Here is a 19,386-nt window from a genome sequence, read left to right as displayed (position 1 = left end):
CTACCAGTGATCACTTCAGTCCTCGTCGCCAACCGGGGCGAGATCGCCTGCCGGGTCTTCCGGACCTGCCGTGAGTGGGGCATCCGGACGGTCGCCGTGCACTCCGACGCCGACGAGAACGCGCTCCACGCGCGCGTGGCCGACGCGGCGGTACGGCTGCCGGGCGCGGCGCCCGCTGAGACGTATCTGCGCGGCGACCTGATCGTGAAGGCGGCCGTCGCGTCCGGCGCGGACGCCGTGCACCCCGGCTACGGCTTCCTCTCCGAGAACGCGGACTTCGCGCGTGCCGTCATCGACGCCGGACTGGTGTGGATCGGCCCGCCCCCGGAGGCGATCGAGGCGATGGCCTCCAAGACACGCGCCAAGAAGCTGATGGGCCTCGCGCCGCTGACCGCGGTGGCCGAGTCGGATCTTCCGGTGCTCGTGAAGGCGGCCGCGGGCGGCGGCGGACGCGGGATGCGCGTCGTGCGCCGCCTGGCGGACCTCGACGCCGCACTGGAGGGCGCACGGGCCGAGGCCGCGAGCGCCTTCGGGGACGGCGAGGTCTTCGTCGAGCCGTACGTCGAGGGCGGCCGGCACGTCGAGGTGCAGGTCCTGGCCGACACGCACGGCACGGTGTGGGCGCTGGGCACCCGGGACTGCTCCCTGCAGCGCCGGCACCAGAAGGTGATCGAGGAGGCACCCGCCCCGTCCCTGACGCCCGAACTGACCGGCTCCCTCCACGAGATGGCCGTACGGGCCACCCGGGCCGTCGACTACGTCGGCGCCGGCACCGTCGAGTTCCTCGTGTCCGGCGAGCGGGCCCACTTCCTGGAGATGAACACCCGCCTCCAGGTCGAACACCCCGTCACGGAAGCCGTGTTCGGCATCGACCTGGTGGCCCTGCAGATCCAGGTCGCCCAGGGGCACGCACTCGAAACGGAGCCTCCGCGCGCGCGTGGCCACGCCGTCGAGGCCCGCCTGTACGCCGAGGACCCGGCGACCGGGTGGACCCCGCAGACGGGCACCCTGCACCGCCTCGACGTCCCGGAGCACATCAGACTGGACACCGGCTACGCGTCCGGCGACCCGATCGGCGTCCACTACGACCCCATGCTCGCGAAGGCCGTCGCCCACGCCCCCACCCGCGCGGAAGCGATCCGCAAACTGGCGGGCGCCCTCGAAAGCGCGACGATCCACGGCCCCGTCACCAACCGTGACCTCCTGCTCCGCTCCCTGCGGCACGAGGAGTTCACCACGTCCCGCATGGACACGGGCTTCTACGACCGTCACCTCGCGGACCTGACGTCCCCGGCCCCCGACCCGCACGCCCCCCTGGCCGCCGCCCTCGCCGGCGCGCACACCCACGGCTCCCGCTTCGGCGGCTTCCGCAACCTCCCCTCCCAGCCGCAGACCCGGCGCTACGCGATGGCGGGCGAGGACCACGAGGCCCACTACCGGCACACGCGGGCGGGCTTGGAAGCGGACGGCGTACGGGTGGTGCACGCGGACGCCGCTCTCGTCGTACTCGAAGTGGACGGCGTACAGCGCAAGTTCGAGGTGGCACGGTACGGCGACCAGGTGTACGTGAACGCGACGGCGCTGACCGCTCTGCCACGTTTCCCGGACCCGACGGCCCAGCACGCCCCGGGGTCCCTCCTGGCACCGATGCCGGGAACGGTCGTCAAGGTGGCCGACGGGCTGGCCGTGGGAGCCGCCGTACAGGCCGGAGAGCCCCTCCTCTGGCTGGAGGCGATGAAGATGCAGCACAAGATCACAGCCCCGCTCACAGGCACGCTGACGGCCCTGCACGCCGTAACGGGACAACAGGTAGAGGTCGCAGCACTGCTTGCGGTCGTGGAGCCCACCTAGGGGCGCGGGGCCGTATCGATTTGCGGCTACGCGAGCGCGACCGGCCACCCACGACCCGCAGCCCGAAGGAGACCAGATGGCCCTCATCGAATCCGAAGAACACAAGGCCCTCCGATCCGCCGTCGCCGCCCTGGGCAACCGCCACGGCCGCGACTTCGACCGAGAAGCTCTCTGGTCCGAGGCGGCCAAGCTCGGCTACCTGGGCGTCAACCTCCCCGAGGAACACGGAGGCGGAGGCGGCGGCATCGCGGAACTCTCCATCGTCCTGGAAGAACTCGGCGCGGCGGGCAGCCCCCTGCTGATGATGATCGTCTCCCCCACCATCTGCGGCACAGTGATCGCCCGTTTCGGCACGGACGCCCAGAAGCAGAAGTGGCTCCCCGCCCTGGCGGACGGCACCCGCACCATGGCCTTCGGCATCACCGAACCCGACGCCGGCTCCAACAGCCACCGCATCACCACCACCGCCCGCCGCGACCCGGACACCGGCGACTGGTTGCTCACGGGCCGCAAGGTCTTCGTCTCCGGTGTGGACATAGCCGACGCGACCCTCATCGTCGGCCGCACCGCGGACGCCCGCACCGGCTCCCTCAAGCCCTGCCTGTTCATCGTCCCGCGCGACGCGGAGGGCTTCGCCCGCCGGCAGATCGACATGGAACTCCACGCCGCGGAGAAGCAGTTCGAGCTGACTTTGGACGACGTGCGCCTTCCCGCCGACGCGCTCGTCGGCGACGAGGACGCGGGCCTGCTGCAACTCTTCGCCGGCCTCAACCCGGAACGCATCATGACGGCCGCCTTCGCGATCGGCATGGGCCGCCACGCCCTCGCCCGCGCCGTCGAGTACGCCCGCGACCGCACCGTCTGGAAGACCCCCATCGGCGCCCACCAGGCCGTCGCACACCCCCTCGCCCAGGCACACATCGACCTCGAACTCGCCCGCCTGATGATGCAGAAGGCGGCGTACCTGTACGACGCCGGGGACGACGCCGGCGCGGGTGAGGCCGCCAACATGGCGAAGTACGCGGCGGGCGAGGCCTGTGTGAAGGCGGTCGACCAGGCCGTGCACACCCTCGGTGGAAACGGGCTCACCCGCGAATTCGGGCTCGCCCGGTTGATAACAGCCTCGCGCGTGGCTCGTATTGCTCCGGTGAGCCGGGAGATGATCCTCAACTACGTCTCCCACCAGACCCTGGGCCTGCCCAAGTCGTACTAGGCCGCCCGTCGCCTTGGAGGAACCGTGTTCCGCAGCGAGTACGCAGACGTCCCGCCCGTAGATCTCCCCATCCACGAGGCGGTCCTTGGCCGGGCCGCCGAGTTCGGTGACGCGCCCGCCCTGATCGACGGAACCGACGGCACCACCCTCACGTACGAGCAGCTCGACCGTTTCCACCGGCGCATCGCGGCCGCGCTCGCCGAGGCCGGCGTGCGCAAGGGCGACGTGCTCGCCCTGCACAGCCCGAACACCGTGGCCTTCCCGACCGCCTTCTACGCGGCCACGCGCGCGGGTGCCTCCGTCACCACCGTGCACCCGCTGGCCACGGCCGAGGAGTTCGGCAAGCAGCTGAAGGACTCGGCGGCCCGCTGGATCGTCACCGTGTCGCCGCTGCTGGAGACCGCGCGGCGGGCCGCCGCACTCGCGGGCGGCGTGGAGGAGATCTTCGTCTGCGACAGTGCGCCGGGGCACAGGTCGCTGATCGACATGCTGGCCTCCGCCGCCCCGGAGCCGGCGGTCGACATCGACCCGGTGACCGACGTGGCGGCGCTGCCGTACTCCTCCGGGACCACCGGTGTCCCCAAGGGCGTGATGCTCACGCACCGCCAGATCGCCACCAACCTCGCCCAGCTCGAACCCGTCATGCCGACCGGCCCCGGTGACCGTATCCTCGCCGTCCTGCCCTTCTTCCACATCTACGGCCTGACGGCGCTGATGAACGCGCCGCTGAGGCAGGGCGCCACGGTCGTCGTCCTGCCGCGCTTCGAGCTGGAGACCTTCCTCGCGGCCATCCAGAACCACCGCATCACCGGCCTGTTCGTGGCCCCGCCGATCGTCCTGGCCCTCGCCAAGCACCCGCTGGTCGCCCAGTACGACCTGTCGTCCCTGAAGTACATCGTCAGCGCCGCCGCCCCGCTGGACGCCGGCCTGGCCGCCGCCTGCTCCCGGCGGCTCGGCCTGCCACCCGTCGGGCAGGCCTACGGCATGACGGAACTGTCGCCCGGCACGCACGTCGTACCGCTCGACGCCATGGCCGACGCACCGCCCGGAACCGTCGGCAAGCTCATCGCCGGCACCGAGATGCGCGTCGTCTCCCTCGACGACCCCGGCAAGGACCTCGGCATCGGTGAGGGAGGCGAGATCCTCATCCGCGGCCCCCAGATCATGAAGGGCTACCTGGGCCGCCCCGACGCCACCGCCGCGATGATCGACGAGGACGGCTGGCTGCACACCGGAGACGTGGGCCACGTGGACGCCGACGGCTGGCTGTTCGTCGTCGACCGGGTGAAGGAACTCATCAAGTACAAGGGCTTCCAGGTCGCCCCCGCCGAACTGGAGGCCCTGCTGCTGACCCACCCGGGCATCGCCGACGCGGCCGTCATCGGCGTCTACAACGACGACAACAACGAGGTCCCGCACGCGTACGTGGTCCGCCAGCCGAACGCGACCGGCCTGTCCGAAGGAGAGGTCATGATGTACGTCGCCGAACGCGTCGCCCCCTACAAGCGCGTCCGCCAGGTCACCTTCATCGACGGCGTCCCCCGGGCCGCCTCCGGGAAGATCCTGCGCCGGGAACTGCGGGCACTCAGGGAGCGCACATGACGTCGATCGGACGCACACGCGCGCGTGGCGTCGAGACACTCAGCCTCGACGCCCCGGCCAACCGCAACGCGCTCTCGGCGGCGCTCGTCGGCGAAATGGCCGACGCGCTCACGGACTGCGCCAAGGACGCCGACGTACGCGCGATCGTCCTCACCCACACCGGCAACACCTTCTGCGCGGGCGCCGACCTGCGCGACCCCCCGCACCCGGACGCACTGGTGGGGCTGTTCCGGCAGATCGTCGGCCTGCGCAAACCCGTCGTCGCCCGGGTCACCGGGCACGTACGGGCGGGCGGCCTGGGCCTGCTGGCCGCCTGCGACATCACGGCCGCGTCCACCGAGGCGACCTTCGCGTTCACCGAGGTGCGGATCGGAGTGGCCCCCGCGGTCATCTCCCTCGCCCTCCTGCCCCGCACGGACCCGCGGGCCCTGGCCCGCTACTACCTCACCGGCGAGCGCTTCGACGCGACGGAGGCGGCCCGCATCGGCCTGCTGACGGTGGCGGGCGCGGACGTCGACACAGCCCTCGCCCCCGTCCTCGACGGTCTGCGCCGAGCCGCCCCCCAGGCCCTGGCCGAGACGAAACAGCTGCTCACAGCTAGGGTGCTGGAGACATTCGACCGTGACGCGGCCGACCTCACCGCGCTCTCCGCCCGGCTGTTCGCCTCCCCGCAGGCCCGCGACGGAATGACGGCCTTCCTGGAACGACGGGATCCCCCATGGGTGCTGTGACCGCAGACGGCAGCGTCGATCGCGTAGACCGTGTGCCCAAGCAGGACCGCAGCCGGGCCACCCGGCAGCGGCTCCTGGAGGCCGCCGTGGCCTGCCTCGCCGAGCACGGCTGGGCGGGCTCCACGGTGTCCGTCGTCGCCGAACGCGCGGGAGTCTCCCGCGGCGCCGCCCAGCACCACTTCCCGACCCGCGAGGACCTCTTCACGGCAGCGGTCGAGTACGTCGCCGAAGAGCGGTCCACGGCCCTGCGCGACCTGTTCCCGCGAGGCGCGGCGGGCGACCGGCGCGCCGTCGTGTCGGCCCTGGTCGACCTCTACACCGGCCCGCTCTTCCGAGCCGCCCTCCACCTCTGGGTCGCCGCCTCGAACGAGGAGCAGCTGCGCCCCCGGGTGACGGAACTGGAGGCGCGCGTCGGCCGCGAGACGCACCGGATAGCGGTGGACCTGCTGGGCGCCGACGAGTCCCGCCCGGGCGCGAGGGAGACCGTCCAGGGCCTCCTGGACATGGCCAGGGGCCTGGGCCTGGCCAACCTGCTGACCGACGACACCGGGCGCCGGGACCGGGTCGTGGCGCAGTGGGCGGCGCTGCTGGACCAGGCCCTGGGCTGATCACCGAGCCGGGAGCCGTGCACGGAAAACCCGTGGTCCTGGCGGCCGCGCGGTCTCACACGGAGCCGCAGCCCCACATGAGGCCACCGCACCCGGCCAGTGCCCGGCAGGCAACGTTCGCCCGTCGCGACGCCCGGCACGCTCCCCCACAGCCTCAGGGCGTGGGAGGTGCCCCCACGCGCCGCACCGGGCGCAGGCCCGAGTACGTCCCGTACGAGGGCCCGCACCCGGCAGGGGCGAGAGCACGCACCGGACGCCGCTCCTCAACCGGCAAACGGCGCCTGATGAGGCACCAGGGCTGTTGCGAAAGTGGCGTCTGCCGCGCGACGCCCGGCACGCACTCTCGCCGCACCGCCCGAAAGCCCGAGTACGCCCAGTACGAGGGCTTCCGGACGGCACGCCGAGAGCACGCACCGGACGCCGCGCGGCCGCCCTTCGGCCGACGACGCCACTTTCGCAACAGGCCCTAGTGGCCGATGCCCTCGTAGCCCTCGATCGCCTGCGGACCCCGCGTCCCGGGCCCGATGTAGCGCGCGGACGGCCGTACGAGCCGCCCGGTCCGCTTCTGCTCCAGAATGTGCGCGGACCACCCGGCCGTACGGGCACACGTGAACATCGACGTGAACATGTGCGCCGGGACCTCGGCGAAGTCGAGAACGATCGCTGCCCAGAACTCGACGTTGGTCGCCAGGACCCGGTCCGGGCGCCGGGCGTGCAGCTCCGCCAGCGCGGCCTTCTCCAGGGCCTCGGCCACCTCGAACCGCGGAGCGCCCAGCTCACGCGCGGTACGGCGCAGCACGCGCGCGCGTGGGTCCTCGGCTCGGTAGACGCGGTGCCCGAAGCCCATCAGGCGCTCGCCCCTGTCGAGGGCCTGCTTCACGTACGCCTCCGCGTCCCCCGTCCGCTCGATCTCCTCGATCATCCCGAGGACACGGGACGGAGCCCCGCCGTGCAGCGGCCCGGACATGGCTCCTACGGCGCCGGAGAGCGCCGCGGCCACGTCGGCGCCGGTGGAGGCGATGACGCGGGCCGTGAAGGTGGACGCGTTCATGCCGTGCTCGGCGGCCGACGTCCAGTAGGCGTCGACGGCCGCGACGTGCTTCGGGTCCGGTTCGCCCCGCCAGCGGCGCATGAACCGCTCGACGACGGACTGGGCCTTGTCGATCTCGCGCTGCGGAACCATGGGCCGCCCCTGGCCGCGGGCGGACTGGGCCACGTAGGAGAGGGCCATGACGGCGGCTCGGGCCAGGTCGGCCCGCGCCTGTTCGGCGTCGATGTCCAGCAGCGGTTTGAGGCCCCACACGGGAGCCAGCATGGCCAGCGCCGACTGGACGTCCACCCGGATGTCGCCGGAGTGCACGGGGATCGGGAAGGGCTCGGCGGGCGGCAGACCGGGGTTGAAGGCCCCGTCGACCAGCAGCCCCCACACGTTGCCGAACGAGACGTGGCCGACCAGGTCCTCGATGTCGACGCCCCGGTACCGCAGGGCGCCGCCCTCCTTGTCCGGTTCGGCGATCTCCGTCTCGAACGCGACCACTCCCTCGAGACCGGGTACGAAGTCGGACATCAGGCGGCTCCTCGTGATGTGTACGACAGATGTGCACGACAGATATGGCGGCTCGGCCGCTGGATCCCCGGTCGGTTCGTGCGACTCGCGGTCCTGGGTGGCCACCCTGGTGATGCCCCGTACGGCTGCTCACTCAACCGGAACGGCACCAGCACGATATCCCCGAGTGCCACTCTTGTGGAGACTTCGCGGCACTCAGTGCCACTCGCACTCTTCGATGATGACGGACAGCAGGCCGGACGGCACCCGCGCATACGGCAGGATGACCGCGTGACCGACCGAGACGCCGCCCCCCTGGACCCCGCCGCCATGCGCAAGCAGTACCGGGCCGAGGGCCTCGCCGAGTCCGATCTGGCCGCCACTCCGGTGGCGCAGTTCGCGCGCTGGTTCGAGCAGGCCGCGACGGAGGCCCACCTGTTCGAGCCGAACGCGATGGTCGTCTCCACGGCGAACGCCGAGGGCCGCCCCGGCTCCCGCACGGTGCTGCTCAAGCAGTTCGACGAGCAGGGCTTCGTCTTCTTCACCAACTACGACTCCCGCAAGGCCCGCGACCTGGCGGAGAACCCGTACGTCTCGCTTCTGTTCCCCTGGCACCCGATGGCCCGCCAGGTCATCGTCACGGGCCTCGCCCGCCGCACCGGCCGTGACGAGACGGCCGCCTACTTCCGCACCCGCCCGCACGGCTCCCAGCTCGGCGCCTGGGCCAGCGCCCAGTCGAGCGTGATCGCCACCCGCGCCGACGTCGATACCTCGTACGCCGAACTGGCCGCCCGCTATCCCGAGGGCGAGCAGGTCCCGGTCCCCCCGAACTGGGGCGGCTTCCGGGTGGCCCCGCAGGCGGTGGAGTTCTGGCAGGGGCGCGAGAACCGGCTGCACGACCGGTTGCGGTATGTGGCGGAGGCGGACGGGGGCTGGCGCGTGGAGCGGCTCAGTCCGTGAAGCGGGGCACGCAGATCACTCGGATCACGCGGATCACGCGGGTCTGAAAACGCAGGCGACCCGCGAGTCTGGTTCCTCCAGAGGAGGAGCCGGCCGGACGTACCGGCGACTCGCGGGTCGGGTGACTGCATTGGATTGGGCCGGCTGCGTGCAACTCACACACGCTGGCGTCCGGCGCCGAACCGAGTACGACGGCGGGCCACTAGCCCGCAGCCACCTCTTCCGTCCGGTATTCATACATCTGCCGAACCACCTCCTTTCCGAATTGGCAGCAGCCTAGGAAGCGGGCGACCACCGATCAACCGGTTTTTCGCGATACCGACCGGGCTAGCGTTCTGTGCATGACAGAACAGCAGGTGACGCGGCGGGCGGTTCTCGGTGGTTCCACCTTCGAGGAGCAGATCGGGTACGCCCGGGCGGTGGTGGACGGCGACTGGGTGCACGTGTCCGGGACGACGGGGTTCGACTACGGCACCATGACGATCCCCGACGGCGTCGTGGAGCAGGCGGAGCAGTGTCTGCGGAACATAGGGGCGGCGCTCGCGGAGGCGGGGTGCGGGTTCTCCGATGTCGTACGGGTGCGGTATCTGCTGCCGGCGCGGGAGGACTTCGAGCCGTGTTGGCCCGTGCTGCGCAAGGCGTTCGGGGAGGTGCGGCCGGCGGCGACGATGATGGTGTGCGGGCTCGCGGATCCTCGGATGCGGATCGAGATCGAGGTGTACGCGCGGCGCAGGGGGCTGCGGATCGAGGCCGTGCACGGAGAGGCCATGCTCAACGAGTGGCGGCATGTGCACAACGTGGTCGTGCCGCCCGCCGCGATGTCGCTCGACGCGGCGCGGGAACGGCTCGGGCGCTATCGGCTGGAGAACGCGTATCTCGGGGATGTTCTCGTCGGCTGTTCGACGGTGCGGCCGCCGGAGGGCGACCGGGGTGCGGCGACGGTGATCGCGCGCGTGCTGCCGGGCCACCGCGGGCGGGGATTCGGGACGGCGCTCTACGAGAAGGGGCTGGCGCACGCGCGTGTGCTGGGCGCCCGGGAGGTGGAGACATGCGTGCTGGCGGCCAACGAGGACGGGCTGCGGTTCGCCGAGAAGTGCGGATTCGCCGAGGTCGAGCGGTATGTGCTCGACGGCGAAAGCGATGAGTGGGTTGATCTTCGGCTGGCTCAGGGGTGATCGTGGAGGCGGAGGCGGCTTACAACGATTCCCTCAATCTTGTGGGAACTCGGTGTGTGCTGTGTCACGTTCAAGTTAGATGATTGCGAGTGAGCGAAACGACGCGCCGTAGGTGCGGACGCAGCTTGGCAGGGGGTCCAGGTGAGTGCTTCCCGGCGTAGTGGGACCACCGACGAGCTGGGGCCGGACGAGCCCGAGCGGGCGGGTCCCGTGGGTCCTGACGGCTCCGATCTGCTGGCCGCGCTGCTGGACGGGATGGACGCCGCGCTGTGTGCCTTCGACGCCGGCGGGGTGGTGACCCACTGGAACCGTGAGGCGGAGCGGATCCTGGGATGGACCGCGGCCGAGGCGGTGGGCCGGCACGGGTTCGCGGGGTGGGCCGTACGCAGTGCGGACGCCGAGGAGGTCGAGGGGCGGCTGATGTCCGCCATGGAGGCCCCCGGGCGGCAGGTGCACGAGTTCGCGCTGCTGACGAAGGACGGCGGGCGGGTGCTGGTGCGGACGCAGTCCGCCGCGGTACGCGGGCCCGACGGCAAGCCCGCGGGCGTGTACTGCGCCTTCAGTGAAGTGCACACGCAGATCGACCTGGAGCGGTCGATCGCGCTCAGCGAGGCGTTGTTCGAGGACGCGAGCTGGGGGGTCGTGCTCGTCGACGCCGATCTGCGTCCGGCCGTGGTGAACGCGCACGCGGCGCGTTCGCTCGGCATCGGGCGTACGTCGGCGCTGGGGCGGCCGCTGGGGGAGCTGCTCGCGCAGGGCGTGGAGGAACTGGAGAGCGCGCTCACGCATGTGCTCGCGGAGGGCGCCCCGCCCGCGCCGGCGGAGATCTGGGTGAGTGTGCGGACGCCGGAGGGCGATCAGCGGCGGTGCTGGCGCTGTGGCTTCGTACGGCTGGCCTCGCCCCTCGCGGAGGAGCCGGTGCCGCTGGGGGTCGCCTGGCTCTTCCAGGACGTGACGGACGGCAAGCAGGGCGAGCAGGAGGCGGCGCTGCTGCGCTTCAGGACCCAACAGCTGCACCGGGCGGCCCGGGCGGCCGCGGAGTGCGAGAACCCGGGGGAGGCGGCGACCGTCCATCTCGACTTCGCGCTCGCCGGGTTCGCCGATCACGCGCTGATCGACCGGGTGGCGGGCAGCCCGGCTGCGGAGGGGGCGACGGAGGGGCCGGTGCGGCTGGTACGGGTCGCCGCGACGCCCTCCGGGGCGCCGGGGCCGAGCCTGCTCACCGGGCGGGCGGGCTTGCCGGTGCGGTACGCGCAGGGGCATCCGGCGTTGCAGTGCGTGGAGCGGATCGGGTCGGTGCGGGCGAGTGTGGGGTCGGTGCCGGTCGAGCAGGCGCGGGAGTGGGCACGGGCTCGGCAGTGGCCCGGCGACGCGGTGCACGCGCTGTGCGCGGTGCTGCGCAGCCGGGGGCGGACGCTGGGGGTCGTGACGTTTCTGCGCGGGGGTGGGCGCAGCCAGTTCGAGCGGGCCGACGCGGCCTACGCGGAGGACGTGGCCGCGAGAATCGGGGCTGCGCTGGATCTGGCGCGGGTCGTGGGGCGCGAGTAGCGGATCAAGGCCTGATCGCGCCGGATCACTGCTGGTAGAAGATCCGGTCCCCGTACTCCGCCATCACGCGCCCGTTCCATTCGTGTCCGCCGTCGACGTTCCCCGACCTGAGCAGCGGCGGCTCGATGCCCCGCTCGGCCAGTGCGCCCGCCGCCGTGGCCATGACCGCCTGCAGGATCGCGCTGGTGACGACGGTCGAGGCCGGGGCGAAGGGGGCCGGGACGGTGTCGAGGGTGAGGGTCGCGTCGCCGACGGCGATCTTGGAGTCGAGGACGATGTCGCAGTGGTCGCGCAGACAGGTGCCGGAGACGTGCCGGGAACGGGTTTCGGTCGCGTACGCCACCGACGTCACCCCGATGACCCGCACTCCGCGCGCGCGGGCGGACATGGCCATCTCGACGGGGAGGGCGTTGCGGCCGGAGAGGGAGATGATGATCAGGACGTCCCCGTCACGCAGGGGCGAGCTGTCCAGGACGGCGCTCGCGAGGCCGTCCACGCGCTCCAGGGCGGAGCCCAGGGTGGCCGGCATGACGTCGACGCCGACGACGCCGGGCACGGCGAGCAGGTTCATGAGGGCGAGGCCGCCCGCGCGGTAGACGACGTCCTGTGCGGCGAGCGAGGAGTGTCCGGCGCCGAAGGCGAAGAGGCGGCCGCCGTTGACGACGGTGTCCGCGAGCAGTGTGCCGGCCGCCGTGATGGACTGCGCCTCCTCGTCCCGGACCCGTTGCAGGAGATCGATCGCGGCGTCGAAGAACTGGTCGGCCGGTTTGCCGTCGCTCATGCGGGTCCTTCCGGGGCGGCAGGAGTGTCCGTGTCGCGGATCACCGTGCGGTCTGGACCAGTGCCGTGTCAATACATGCCGTCAGCTGCTCCCGGTACCCCGCCGTAATCCCCTGGTTCAAACGGCGCGGCACGCTTGTCAGTGGTATGCGTCAGAATTGGATCCAGGGCCAGCGCACACGCCAGAAGCTGTCGTGCTTCCGGCAGATCTCACCAAGGGGCACGTATGTCCGGACTGATCGACACCACGGAGATGTATCTCCGCACCATCCTCGAGCTGGAGGAGGAAGGTGTGGTGCCCATGCGGGCCCGGATCGCCGAGCGGCTGGACCAGAGCGGGCCGACGGTCAGCCAGACGGTGGCGCGGATGGAGCGGGACGGCCTCGTGTCCGTCGCCAGCGACCGTCATCTGGAGCTCACGGACGAGGGCCGCCGGCTCGCCACGCGCGTGATGCGCAAGCACCGGCTCGCCGAGTGTCTGCTCGTCGACGTGATCGGCCTGGAGTGGGAGCAGGTGCACGCCGAGGCGTGTCGCTGGGAGCACGTGATGAGCGAGGCCGTGGAGCGGCGGGTGCTCGAGCTGCTGCGGCACCCGACCGAGTCGCCGTACGGCAACCCGATCCCGGGCCTGGAGGAGCTGGGCGAGAAGGACGGCGCGGACCCGTTCCTGGACGAGGGCATGGTGTCGCTGGCCGATCTCGACCCGGGCCTGGAGGGCAAGACGGTCGTGGTGCGCCGTATCGGCGAGCCGATCCAGACGGACGCGCAGCTGATGTACACGCTGCGCCGCGCGGGCGTGCAGCCCGGCTCGGTGGTGAGCGTGACGGAGTCGGCGGGCGGCGTGCTGGTGGGCAGCGGCGGTGAGGCTGCCGAGCTGGCGGCGGACGTGGCGTCCCACGTGTTCGTGGCCAAGCGCTGACTACCGCGGACGAGCTGTTTCCGGCCCTGCCCCGGGCCGCGCGGATGCCGTCAACTTCCGGTGTTCCAGGGGCATTTGAGGCGCCGCACGAGCTTCTGGCCGAACTCCTCGATGTCGAGATTCAGTGCGCGGAAATCGCAGCGCTCGGACGTTCCGCGTGCGAGGCTGTCGCGTGAGGCATATGACCTGAGGGGGCGGGAGGATGTGCCGCAGACGTGTGGAGGGCCCCGGCGCCATGCGGCGCCGGGGCCTGTCCTCCCCTGTGCTGACCCGGAGCCCCGAGCTCCCAGGGTCATCCCCTTCGGACCGTTTTCCCCGAGCGGTCCGCCTCCCGCTGAAGATCTCCCCTCAGCGGCGGCGATCATTCCTTGAGCGAGGTCACTCGTACGAGGGGTGTTGCCCGCAGAGACGGCTTTTTCGAATGGCCATTCGATAGTCTGGGTAACGGATCACGCGGGATCTGCGCTTCAGGAGGGGACGCGCACCAGCACAGACAGCTGCACGGCACGGCAGGACACGGTTCACAGGACCGGTCGGCTCAAGCGGAGCGAGCGGTCCGAGCGGAGCTAGGGGGGTGCCAGGACCATGGCGCGACGCATCGATGTGACCGGGGCGGGCGGCCTACGCCTTGCCGCCTGGGAGTTCGGCGACCCGCCCAAGACCGACCCGCCCAAGGCCGATCCGACGAACGGCGCGACCGGCGAGCCCGCACCCGGCGTGCTGTTACTGCACGGCCTGATGGGCCGCGCCTCGCACTGGGCTTCCACCGCCCGCTGGCTCTCCGAGCGGCACCGCGCCGTCGCGCTCGACCAGCGAGGCCACGGCCAGAGCGCCAAGCCGCCGCAGGGAGTGTTCACGCGTGAGGCCTACGTCGAGGACGCCGAGGCCGCTCTGCAGCAGCTCGGTCTCACCCCGGCCGTCCTCATCGGTCACGCCATGGGCGCGCTGACCGCCTGGCAGCTCGCGGCCAAGCGCCCCGATCTGGTCCGCGGGTTGATCATCTGCGACATGCGGGCGTCCGCACTGGGCGCGGCCTCGCAGCGGGAGTGGGAGGAGTGGTTTCGGGCCTGGCCCGCCCCCTTCGCCACCCTCGCCGACGTACGGAAGTGGTTCGGCGAGGACGATCCCTGGGTGGAGCGGCCGAATCCGTCACGCGGTGAGTTCTACGCCGAGGTGATGCACGAGTCCGCCGACGGCTGGCGGCCCGTGTTCGATCCCGGCCAGATGCTCAGGTCCCGCGAGACGTGGGTGTACGACGCGCACTGGGAGGAGCTGGCGCAGGTGCGGTGTCCCGCGCTGGTCGTGCGCGGGCTCGACGGTGAGCTGGGGCGCGCCGAGGCGCAGGAGATGGTCCGGGTGCTGCCTCTCGGGGAGTACGCGGAGGTTGCCGACGCCGGACATCTTGTGCACTACGACCAGCCAGAGGGATGGCGGGCGGCGATCGAGCCGTTCGTGGATGCGGTGCTCACTGCGTGAGGCTGGACGGGGGCGCCTAACAGGTTGGGGGTTTCTGTCGTTTTGCGGGGGCAGGTCGATGGTGGCTGGTCGCGCCACGCGGCGGAGCCGCATATCAGATACAGCCCCGCGCCCCTTTGGGGCGGCGTTGCAGGGCCGTTGGCCGAAGGTGCCGTCAGCCCTTGCTCACCGCCGTCAGGATTTCCGGCAGGCGGGCCGCTGTGCGGGGGGCCGCCAGGCGGAGGCCCGCCAGGGTGATGCCGGCGCCGTAGGCCGCGCCGGCCGGGAGGAGCAGCCAGCCCCACTCGTCGCCGTTCTGCGCCACGTTGACCCAGATCGCCGCCACGATGACGGGAGCGGACAGCAGGGCCGCCGAGACCATGCCGCCGAAGATCGAGATCCAGGCCAGACCGGTCTGCCCGGGAGCCACGTTCTTGTAGCCCTCCTGCGGGATGGAGTACGGGAACCGGGCGGACGTCCACGCACCGGTCGCCAGCATCGCGCCGAGCAGGGCGAAGGACAGCCCGAGCACCTCGGGCAGCCGGGGCCAGTCGCCGAGCATCGCGGTCGTCACGACGGTGACGAGGGTGGCGTACGGCAGGGTGATCAGCAGCAGGGCGAGGGCCCGCCCGCGCAGCTCGACGTAGGCGTCGCGCGGGGAGGAGATGGTCGTGGCGACCATCCAGAACGCGGACGTGTCCTGGCCGAACTGGTTGTACATCTGGATGCCGAGCATCCCGGCGGCGAAGCACGCGAAGTAGATCGAGCCGGTGCCCTGCAGCGCGTTGAACACCGGCACGATCAGGCCGATGGCGAGCGAGGTCACCCAGGCGGCCTTGGTCTTGGGGTCGCGCCAGATGTAGCGCAGGCTGCGCTCCATGACCGTACCGGTGCGGCCGGCGGGCAGCAGGCGGGTGAGGCCGCCGGAGGTCCGTCCGCGGGCGGCGGGTTCGGCGGCCTGGAGGGTGGAGCCGTCGGGCGAGGTCATCAGCCGGGTCAGATGACGCGACCACATGCCGAGCAACAGGCCCAACGCACCCAGAGTCAGGGCGAGTTGAAGGGCGGCGACACCGTACGACCCCTCGCTCACCGACTCCACCGCGCCGACCGCAGCCGCGGGCGGCACCCACTTCAGCACGTCGGCCACCGGGTCCAGCTGCGTGAGCCCGGACGAACCCAGGCGCTGCGCCCCGAAGTTGACCAGCTGCGCCCCGATCGCGATGACCAGACCGCTCAGCACCGCGAGGTCACGGCCCTTGCGGCTGGTCAGCAGCCGGATGTTGGCGGCGGCGACGGCGCGCGCGAGGGCCACGCACACCAGCAGCGCGAGGACGACCGCGACGACACCGACGGCGTACGCCGCACCGCCGTGCGCGACCGAGATCGCCGAACCGGCCAGCAGGAGCAGCGTGAACAGCGGTCCGATGCCCACCAGTGAGGCCGCGAGCAGCGCCCGCACCAGCGGCCGGGGCCGCAGCGGCAGCATCACAAGGCGCGTCGGGTCGAGCGTCTCGTCGCCGCCCGGGAAGAACAGCGGCATCACGGCCCAGCCCAGTGCCAGCACGGCCACCAGCAGCACGACCACGGACAGCGCATGGTCGTTCCCGTGCAGCGCGACCAGCCCGAGCAGCTGCAGCGCCCCGAAGAGCACGACCAGGACGGCCGACACGACGTAGGCGGCCCGCCGCCCGCCGGACTGCTTGAGTCCGTTGCGCAGCAGGGACAGCTTCAGGCGTACGACGACGGGTGTGACGTTCACGTGATCCGTCATCGCGCGCCGCCGCCCAGCCAGTCCAGGTTCGACCCCGTGTCGCGGCCGCCCGCGCCGACGAGTTCGAGGAACGCCTGCTGCAGTGAGGGCGAGTCCCCGCGCACCTCGGCGAGCGTGCCGTGGGCGCGGATGCGGCCGGCGGCCATCACGGCCACCCAGTCGCACAGCGACTCGACGAGTTCCATGACGTGGGAGGAGAAGACGACGGTCGCGCCCGAGGCGGTGTACCGCTCCAGCACGCCGCGAATCGTCTGGGCGGACACCGGGTCGACGCCCTCGAACGGCTCGTCGAGGAAGAGCACTTCGGGATTGTGGAGGAGCGCGGCGGCGAGCCCGATCTTCTTGCGCATGCCGGTCGAGTAGTCGACGACGAGTTTGTGCTGGGCGCCGGCCAGGTCGAGCACGTCGAGAAGCTGCGTGGCCCGCTTGTCGACCTCACCGCCGGGCAGTCCGCGCAACCGCCCGCTGTAGGCGAGCAGTTCGCGCCCCGACAACCGCTCGAACAGCCTGAGCCCCTCCGGCAGCACCCCGATCCGCGCCTTCACGGCCACCGGATCCCGCCACACGTCGTGCCCGACGACCTCGACGCTCCCCTGATCGGGCCGCAGCAACCCGGTGACCATGGAGAGGGTGGTGGTCTTCCCGGCCCCGTTCGGTCCCACGAGCCCGATGAACTTCCCCGCGGGCAACTCCAGATCGATCCCGGCAACAGCGACCTGCTGCCCGAACCGCTTCCACAGCCCACGGACCCGTACGGCGGCGGCCCCGGCCTCATTTCCCTCTGTCATGCGGGAAACCCTAGGGGGTTGCTCTCCGGAGGGAAGGATCAGCGGTCGCGTCCGCAGGCGTAGGCGAGCGGGGAGAGCAACTCCTCGACGTCGGGAAGCCACCGGTTGGCGTGGGTGGGACGGCAGGCCCACTGGACGGCACCCCGCGAGCCGTACCGGGTGGGCGGCGCGGCCACGAACGCCCCCTCGCCGAGTGCGACAAGATCGAGCGACGACAACGACCAGCCCAGCTTCCGCACCAGGTCCGGGATCTTGACCGCCGCACCGGGCAGCACGAAGAAGTGCATCCGGCGATCCGGCGTCAACGTCACAGGGCCGAGCGTCAACTCCATGCGCTCCATGCGCGCCAGGGCGAGGAACCCCGCGGTCTCCGGCACCTCGATCGCGTCGAACGTGCGCCCCGTCGGCAGCAGGATCGACGCCCTCGGCTGCTTCTGCCACATCCGGCGGGCGACGGTCGCACTGCCCGTGGCCTGCGACGCCCAGTCCTCCCGCGCCGGATGCGCACCGGGCGCGGCGCACCCGGCGTCGCCGCAGGAGCAGTGCTGCACCCCGTCGACGGCCTCCAGACAGGTGCCGGGGAAGACGTCCCAGTGGCGCTCCTCGGCGTAGCGTACGGCGGTCTCCTGCAGCGATTCCCCGCGCTGCTTCGGAATCTGAACGGCTTCGGGGCCGGCGATCGTCTCTTCCACGATGAACTCAACTCCCGCACCCACCTCGGGTTACGGGGGCAGCGCGCGCGGGGGAGGAGCATCGATTCCGCATCCGGGGCGCATGGATGCATGTGCGGGGGCGCGCAGGGGGAACCTCGTCGTGGGCTGGGTAGCCACCTCTGGGGTCGGCATCAGCCTTTACCCCTGCAATCCGCGCAACCCTCGCATTTTACGCGTCTCGGCGGGGCATTGATCTTCACGGCCGGATCTTTTCGCTTCAGGGGTTGGTCCCAGGGGGTACGCCATGGCCGCAAGGCCTCTCGTCGCACGACAGCCGAACGAACGGTTGCAGGCGCTCATCCAGGAGGCGGGGTGCTCGAACGCCGGGCTCGCCCGCCGGGTCAACATGTGCGGCGCCGAGCACGGTCTCGACCTGCGCTACGACAAGACGTCCGTGGCCCGTTGGCTGCGCGGACAGCAGCCGCGCGGGCGCGCCCCGGCGATCATCGCGGAGGCGCTGGGCCGCAAACTCGGCCGCACGGTCACGATCGACGAGATCGGTATGGCCAACGGCAAGAACCTCGCCTCGGGCGTCGGGCTCCAGTTCTCGCCGACCGTACTGGGCGCCATCGAGCAGGTCTGTGAGCTGTGGCGCAGTGATGTGGGGCGCCGGGACTTCCTGTCCGGCTCGTCCGTCGCCGCGTCCGCGCTCGTCGAGCCGAGCCGGGACTGGCTGATCTCCTCGCCCGACTCGCAGGTCTCGCGCTCGGCGGGCCCGCGGGTGGGGCAGTCCGACGTGGCGGCCGTGCGCGCGATGACGCAGGCGCTGGTGGATCTGGACCATCAGTACGGCAGCGGGCATGTGCGCCCGGTCGTCGTGCACTACCTCAACAGCGTGGTCTCGGGGCTGCTGGCGGGGTCGTACCGGGAGGCCGTGGGGCGTGATCTGTTCGCGGCGGTGGCCCGACTGACCGAACTCGCCGGGTACATGGCCATCGACACCGGTCAACCGGGCCTGGCCCAGCGGTACTACATCCAGGCGCTGCGGCTCGCGCAGGCGGCGGGCGACCGCGGCTACGGCGGATACGTACTGGCCGCCTCCATGAGCCATCTCGCGGCCCAGCTCGGAAACCCGCGTGAGATCGCGCAGTTGGCGCGGGCGGCACAGGAGGGGGCGCGTGGGCGCGTGACTCCGCGCGCGGAGGCGATGTTCCATGCGGCCGAGGCGCGCGGGCATGCGTTGATGGGCGACGCGCGGGCGGCCCAGACGGCGTCCGGGCGGGCGGTCTCGGCGCTGGAAGGGGCCGACTCCGCCTCCGGGGACGACCCGGCGTGGATCGCGCACTTCGACGAGGCCTACCTGGCCGACGAGTTGGCGCACTGCCACCGGGACCTCGGGCAGGCCGAGGCGGCGGCACGGTGCGCGCGGGAGGCGCTGGCCGTGCTTCCCGAGACGAAGGCGCGCAGGCGGGCCATCGGATATGTGCTGCTGGCCACGGCTCAGGTGCAGCAGCGCGAGGTCGAACAGGCCTGCAGCACCGGCCTGAAAGCCGTGGAACTCCTTGAGTCCCTCCGCTCCAACCGGGGTGCCGAGTACCTGGAGGACTTCCAGCAGCGGCTGGTGCCGTTCCAGGACGAGCCGGTGGTGCGGGAGTTCGCGGCGCGCATGGAGCTGCAGGTGGCGGCGTGAGGACGGACGCCCTCCGGTGGGTGAATCCTCGGGAAACGGCCGGTTTCCGCGCGGGATCCGGCAGGAAGGGTGACATGTACAGCGGTCTGTGGAGCC

General features: G+C 71.6%; 16 protein-coding genes. 11 read left to right on the top strand and 5 right to left on the bottom strand.

What is annotated here, in order from left to right; translation table 11 throughout:
* Positions 1 to 6: 6 nt before the first annotated feature.
* The 5 genes from ACYUED_RS19095 (at position 7) to ACYUED_RS19075 (ending at position 6,005) form a co-directional block, all read left to right on the top strand.
* Positions 7 to 1,851 carry an acetyl/propionyl/methylcrotonyl-CoA carboxylase subunit alpha gene (locus ACYUED_RS19095; RefSeq protein ID WP_491293487.1) on the top strand — a complete coding sequence of 615 codons (1,845 nt, stop codon included), beginning with the start codon at positions 7 to 9 and terminating at the stop codon, positions 1,849 to 1,851.
* A gap of 76 nt (positions 1,852 to 1,927) precedes the next feature.
* Positions 1,928 to 3,064, top strand: coding sequence for an acyl-CoA dehydrogenase family protein (locus ACYUED_RS19090; protein WP_491293486.1), 1,137 nt, complete (start codon positions 1,928 to 1,930; stop codon positions 3,062 to 3,064).
* A gap of 24 nt (positions 3,065 to 3,088) precedes the next feature.
* Positions 3,089 to 4,666: a 4-coumarate--CoA ligase family protein gene (locus tag ACYUED_RS19085; protein ID WP_491293485.1), complete on the top strand. Its 1,578-nt coding sequence runs from the start codon at positions 3,089 to 3,091 to the stop codon at positions 4,664 to 4,666.
* The gene (locus ACYUED_RS19080; RefSeq protein ID WP_491293484.1) at positions 4,663 to 5,397 is read left to right on the top strand and encodes an enoyl-CoA hydratase family protein; all 735 of its coding nucleotides are present in this window, start codon (positions 4,663 to 4,665) and stop codon (positions 5,395 to 5,397) included. Before ACYUED_RS19085 ends, ACYUED_RS19080 begins: the two co-directional genes overlap by 4 nt.
* Entirely contained in the window at positions 5,385 to 6,005 is a 621-nt protein-coding gene (locus ACYUED_RS19075) for a TetR/AcrR family transcriptional regulator (RefSeq protein ID WP_491293483.1), read from the top strand. Before ACYUED_RS19080 ends, ACYUED_RS19075 begins: the two co-directional genes overlap by 13 nt.
* A 466-nt stretch (positions 6,006 to 6,471) precedes the next feature.
* On the opposite strand, the gene ACYUED_RS19070 is transcribed toward ACYUED_RS19075, so the two are convergent.
* Positions 6,472 to 7,572 carry a citrate synthase 2 gene (locus ACYUED_RS19070; RefSeq protein ID WP_491293482.1) on the bottom strand — a complete coding sequence of 367 codons (1,101 nt, stop codon included), beginning with the start codon at positions 7,570 to 7,572 and terminating at the stop codon, positions 6,472 to 6,474.
* 270 nt (positions 7,573 to 7,842) lie between these two features.
* On the opposite strand from ACYUED_RS19070, the gene pdxH reads away from it, so the two are divergent.
* The 3 genes from pdxH (at position 7,843) to ACYUED_RS19055 (ending at position 11,234) form a co-directional block, all read left to right on the top strand.
* Complete coding sequence (pdxH, locus tag ACYUED_RS19065) at positions 7,843 to 8,511, top strand: pyridoxamine 5'-phosphate oxidase (protein WP_491293481.1); 669 nt, start codon at positions 7,843 to 7,845, stop codon at positions 8,509 to 8,511.
* Between the two features lie 341 nt (positions 8,512 to 8,852).
* Complete coding sequence (locus ACYUED_RS19060) at positions 8,853 to 9,686, top strand: GNAT family N-acetyltransferase (RefSeq protein WP_491293480.1); 834 nt, start codon at positions 8,853 to 8,855, stop codon at positions 9,684 to 9,686.
* Positions 9,687 to 9,827: 141 nt separating this feature from the next.
* The gene (locus ACYUED_RS19055; protein WP_491293479.1) at positions 9,828 to 11,234 is read left to right on the top strand and encodes a PAS domain-containing protein; all 1,407 of its coding nucleotides are present in this window, start codon (positions 9,828 to 9,830) and stop codon (positions 11,232 to 11,234) included.
* Between the two features lie 25 nt (positions 11,235 to 11,259).
* On the opposite strand, the gene ACYUED_RS19050 is transcribed toward ACYUED_RS19055, so the two are convergent.
* Positions 11,260 to 12,015: an SIS domain-containing protein gene (locus tag ACYUED_RS19050; protein ID WP_491293478.1), complete on the bottom strand. Its 756-nt coding sequence runs from the start codon at positions 12,013 to 12,015 to the stop codon at positions 11,260 to 11,262.
* Between the two features lie 225 nt (positions 12,016 to 12,240).
* Between ACYUED_RS19050 and ACYUED_RS19045 the strand changes: the two genes are divergently transcribed.
* Together ACYUED_RS19045 and ACYUED_RS19040 are read left to right on the top strand one after the other, a co-directional pair.
* A complete protein-coding gene (locus tag ACYUED_RS19045; protein WP_266681788.1) occupies positions 12,241 to 12,933 on the top strand; it encodes an iron-dependent transcriptional repressor DtxR in 693 nt (230 codons plus the stop codon).
* A gap of 585 nt (positions 12,934 to 13,518) precedes the next feature.
* Complete coding sequence (locus ACYUED_RS19040; protein WP_491293477.1) at positions 13,519 to 14,409, top strand: alpha/beta fold hydrolase; 891 nt, start codon at positions 13,519 to 13,521, stop codon at positions 14,407 to 14,409.
* A gap of 154 nt (positions 14,410 to 14,563) precedes the next feature.
* Here the strand turns inward: ACYUED_RS19040 and ACYUED_RS19035 are convergent, their stop codons facing one another.
* Genes ACYUED_RS19035 through ACYUED_RS19025 form a run of 3 tightly spaced genes read right to left on the bottom strand, consistent with a single transcriptional unit; the run spans position 14,564 to position 17,639 of the window.
* The gene (locus tag ACYUED_RS19035; RefSeq protein WP_491293476.1) at positions 14,564 to 16,159 is read right to left on the bottom strand and encodes a transporter; all 1,596 of its coding nucleotides are present in this window, start codon (positions 16,157 to 16,159) and stop codon (positions 14,564 to 14,566) included.
* Complete coding sequence (locus ACYUED_RS19030; RefSeq protein WP_266516518.1) at positions 16,156 to 16,947, bottom strand: ABC transporter ATP-binding protein; 792 nt, start codon at positions 16,945 to 16,947, stop codon at positions 16,156 to 16,158. The genes ACYUED_RS19035 and ACYUED_RS19030 overlap by 4 nt, the downstream gene beginning before the upstream one ends.
* A 38-nt stretch (positions 16,948 to 16,985) precedes the next feature.
* The gene (locus tag ACYUED_RS19025; RefSeq protein WP_491293475.1) at positions 16,986 to 17,639 is read right to left on the bottom strand and encodes a bifunctional DNA primase/polymerase; all 654 of its coding nucleotides are present in this window, start codon (positions 17,637 to 17,639) and stop codon (positions 16,986 to 16,988) included.
* 265 nt (positions 17,640 to 17,904) lie between these two features.
* Between ACYUED_RS19025 and ACYUED_RS19020 the strand changes: the two genes are divergently transcribed.
* Entirely contained in the window at positions 17,905 to 19,290 is a 1,386-nt protein-coding gene (locus ACYUED_RS19020; protein WP_491293474.1) for an NsdA family TPR-like regulatory protein, read from the top strand.
* Positions 19,291 to 19,386: the final 96 nt, after the last annotated feature.

The organism is Streptomyces sp. DF42 (assembly GCF_058267695.1).
Note: the sequence above shows the minus strand (reverse complement) of the source record. Positions and strands in the feature narration are given on the sequence as shown.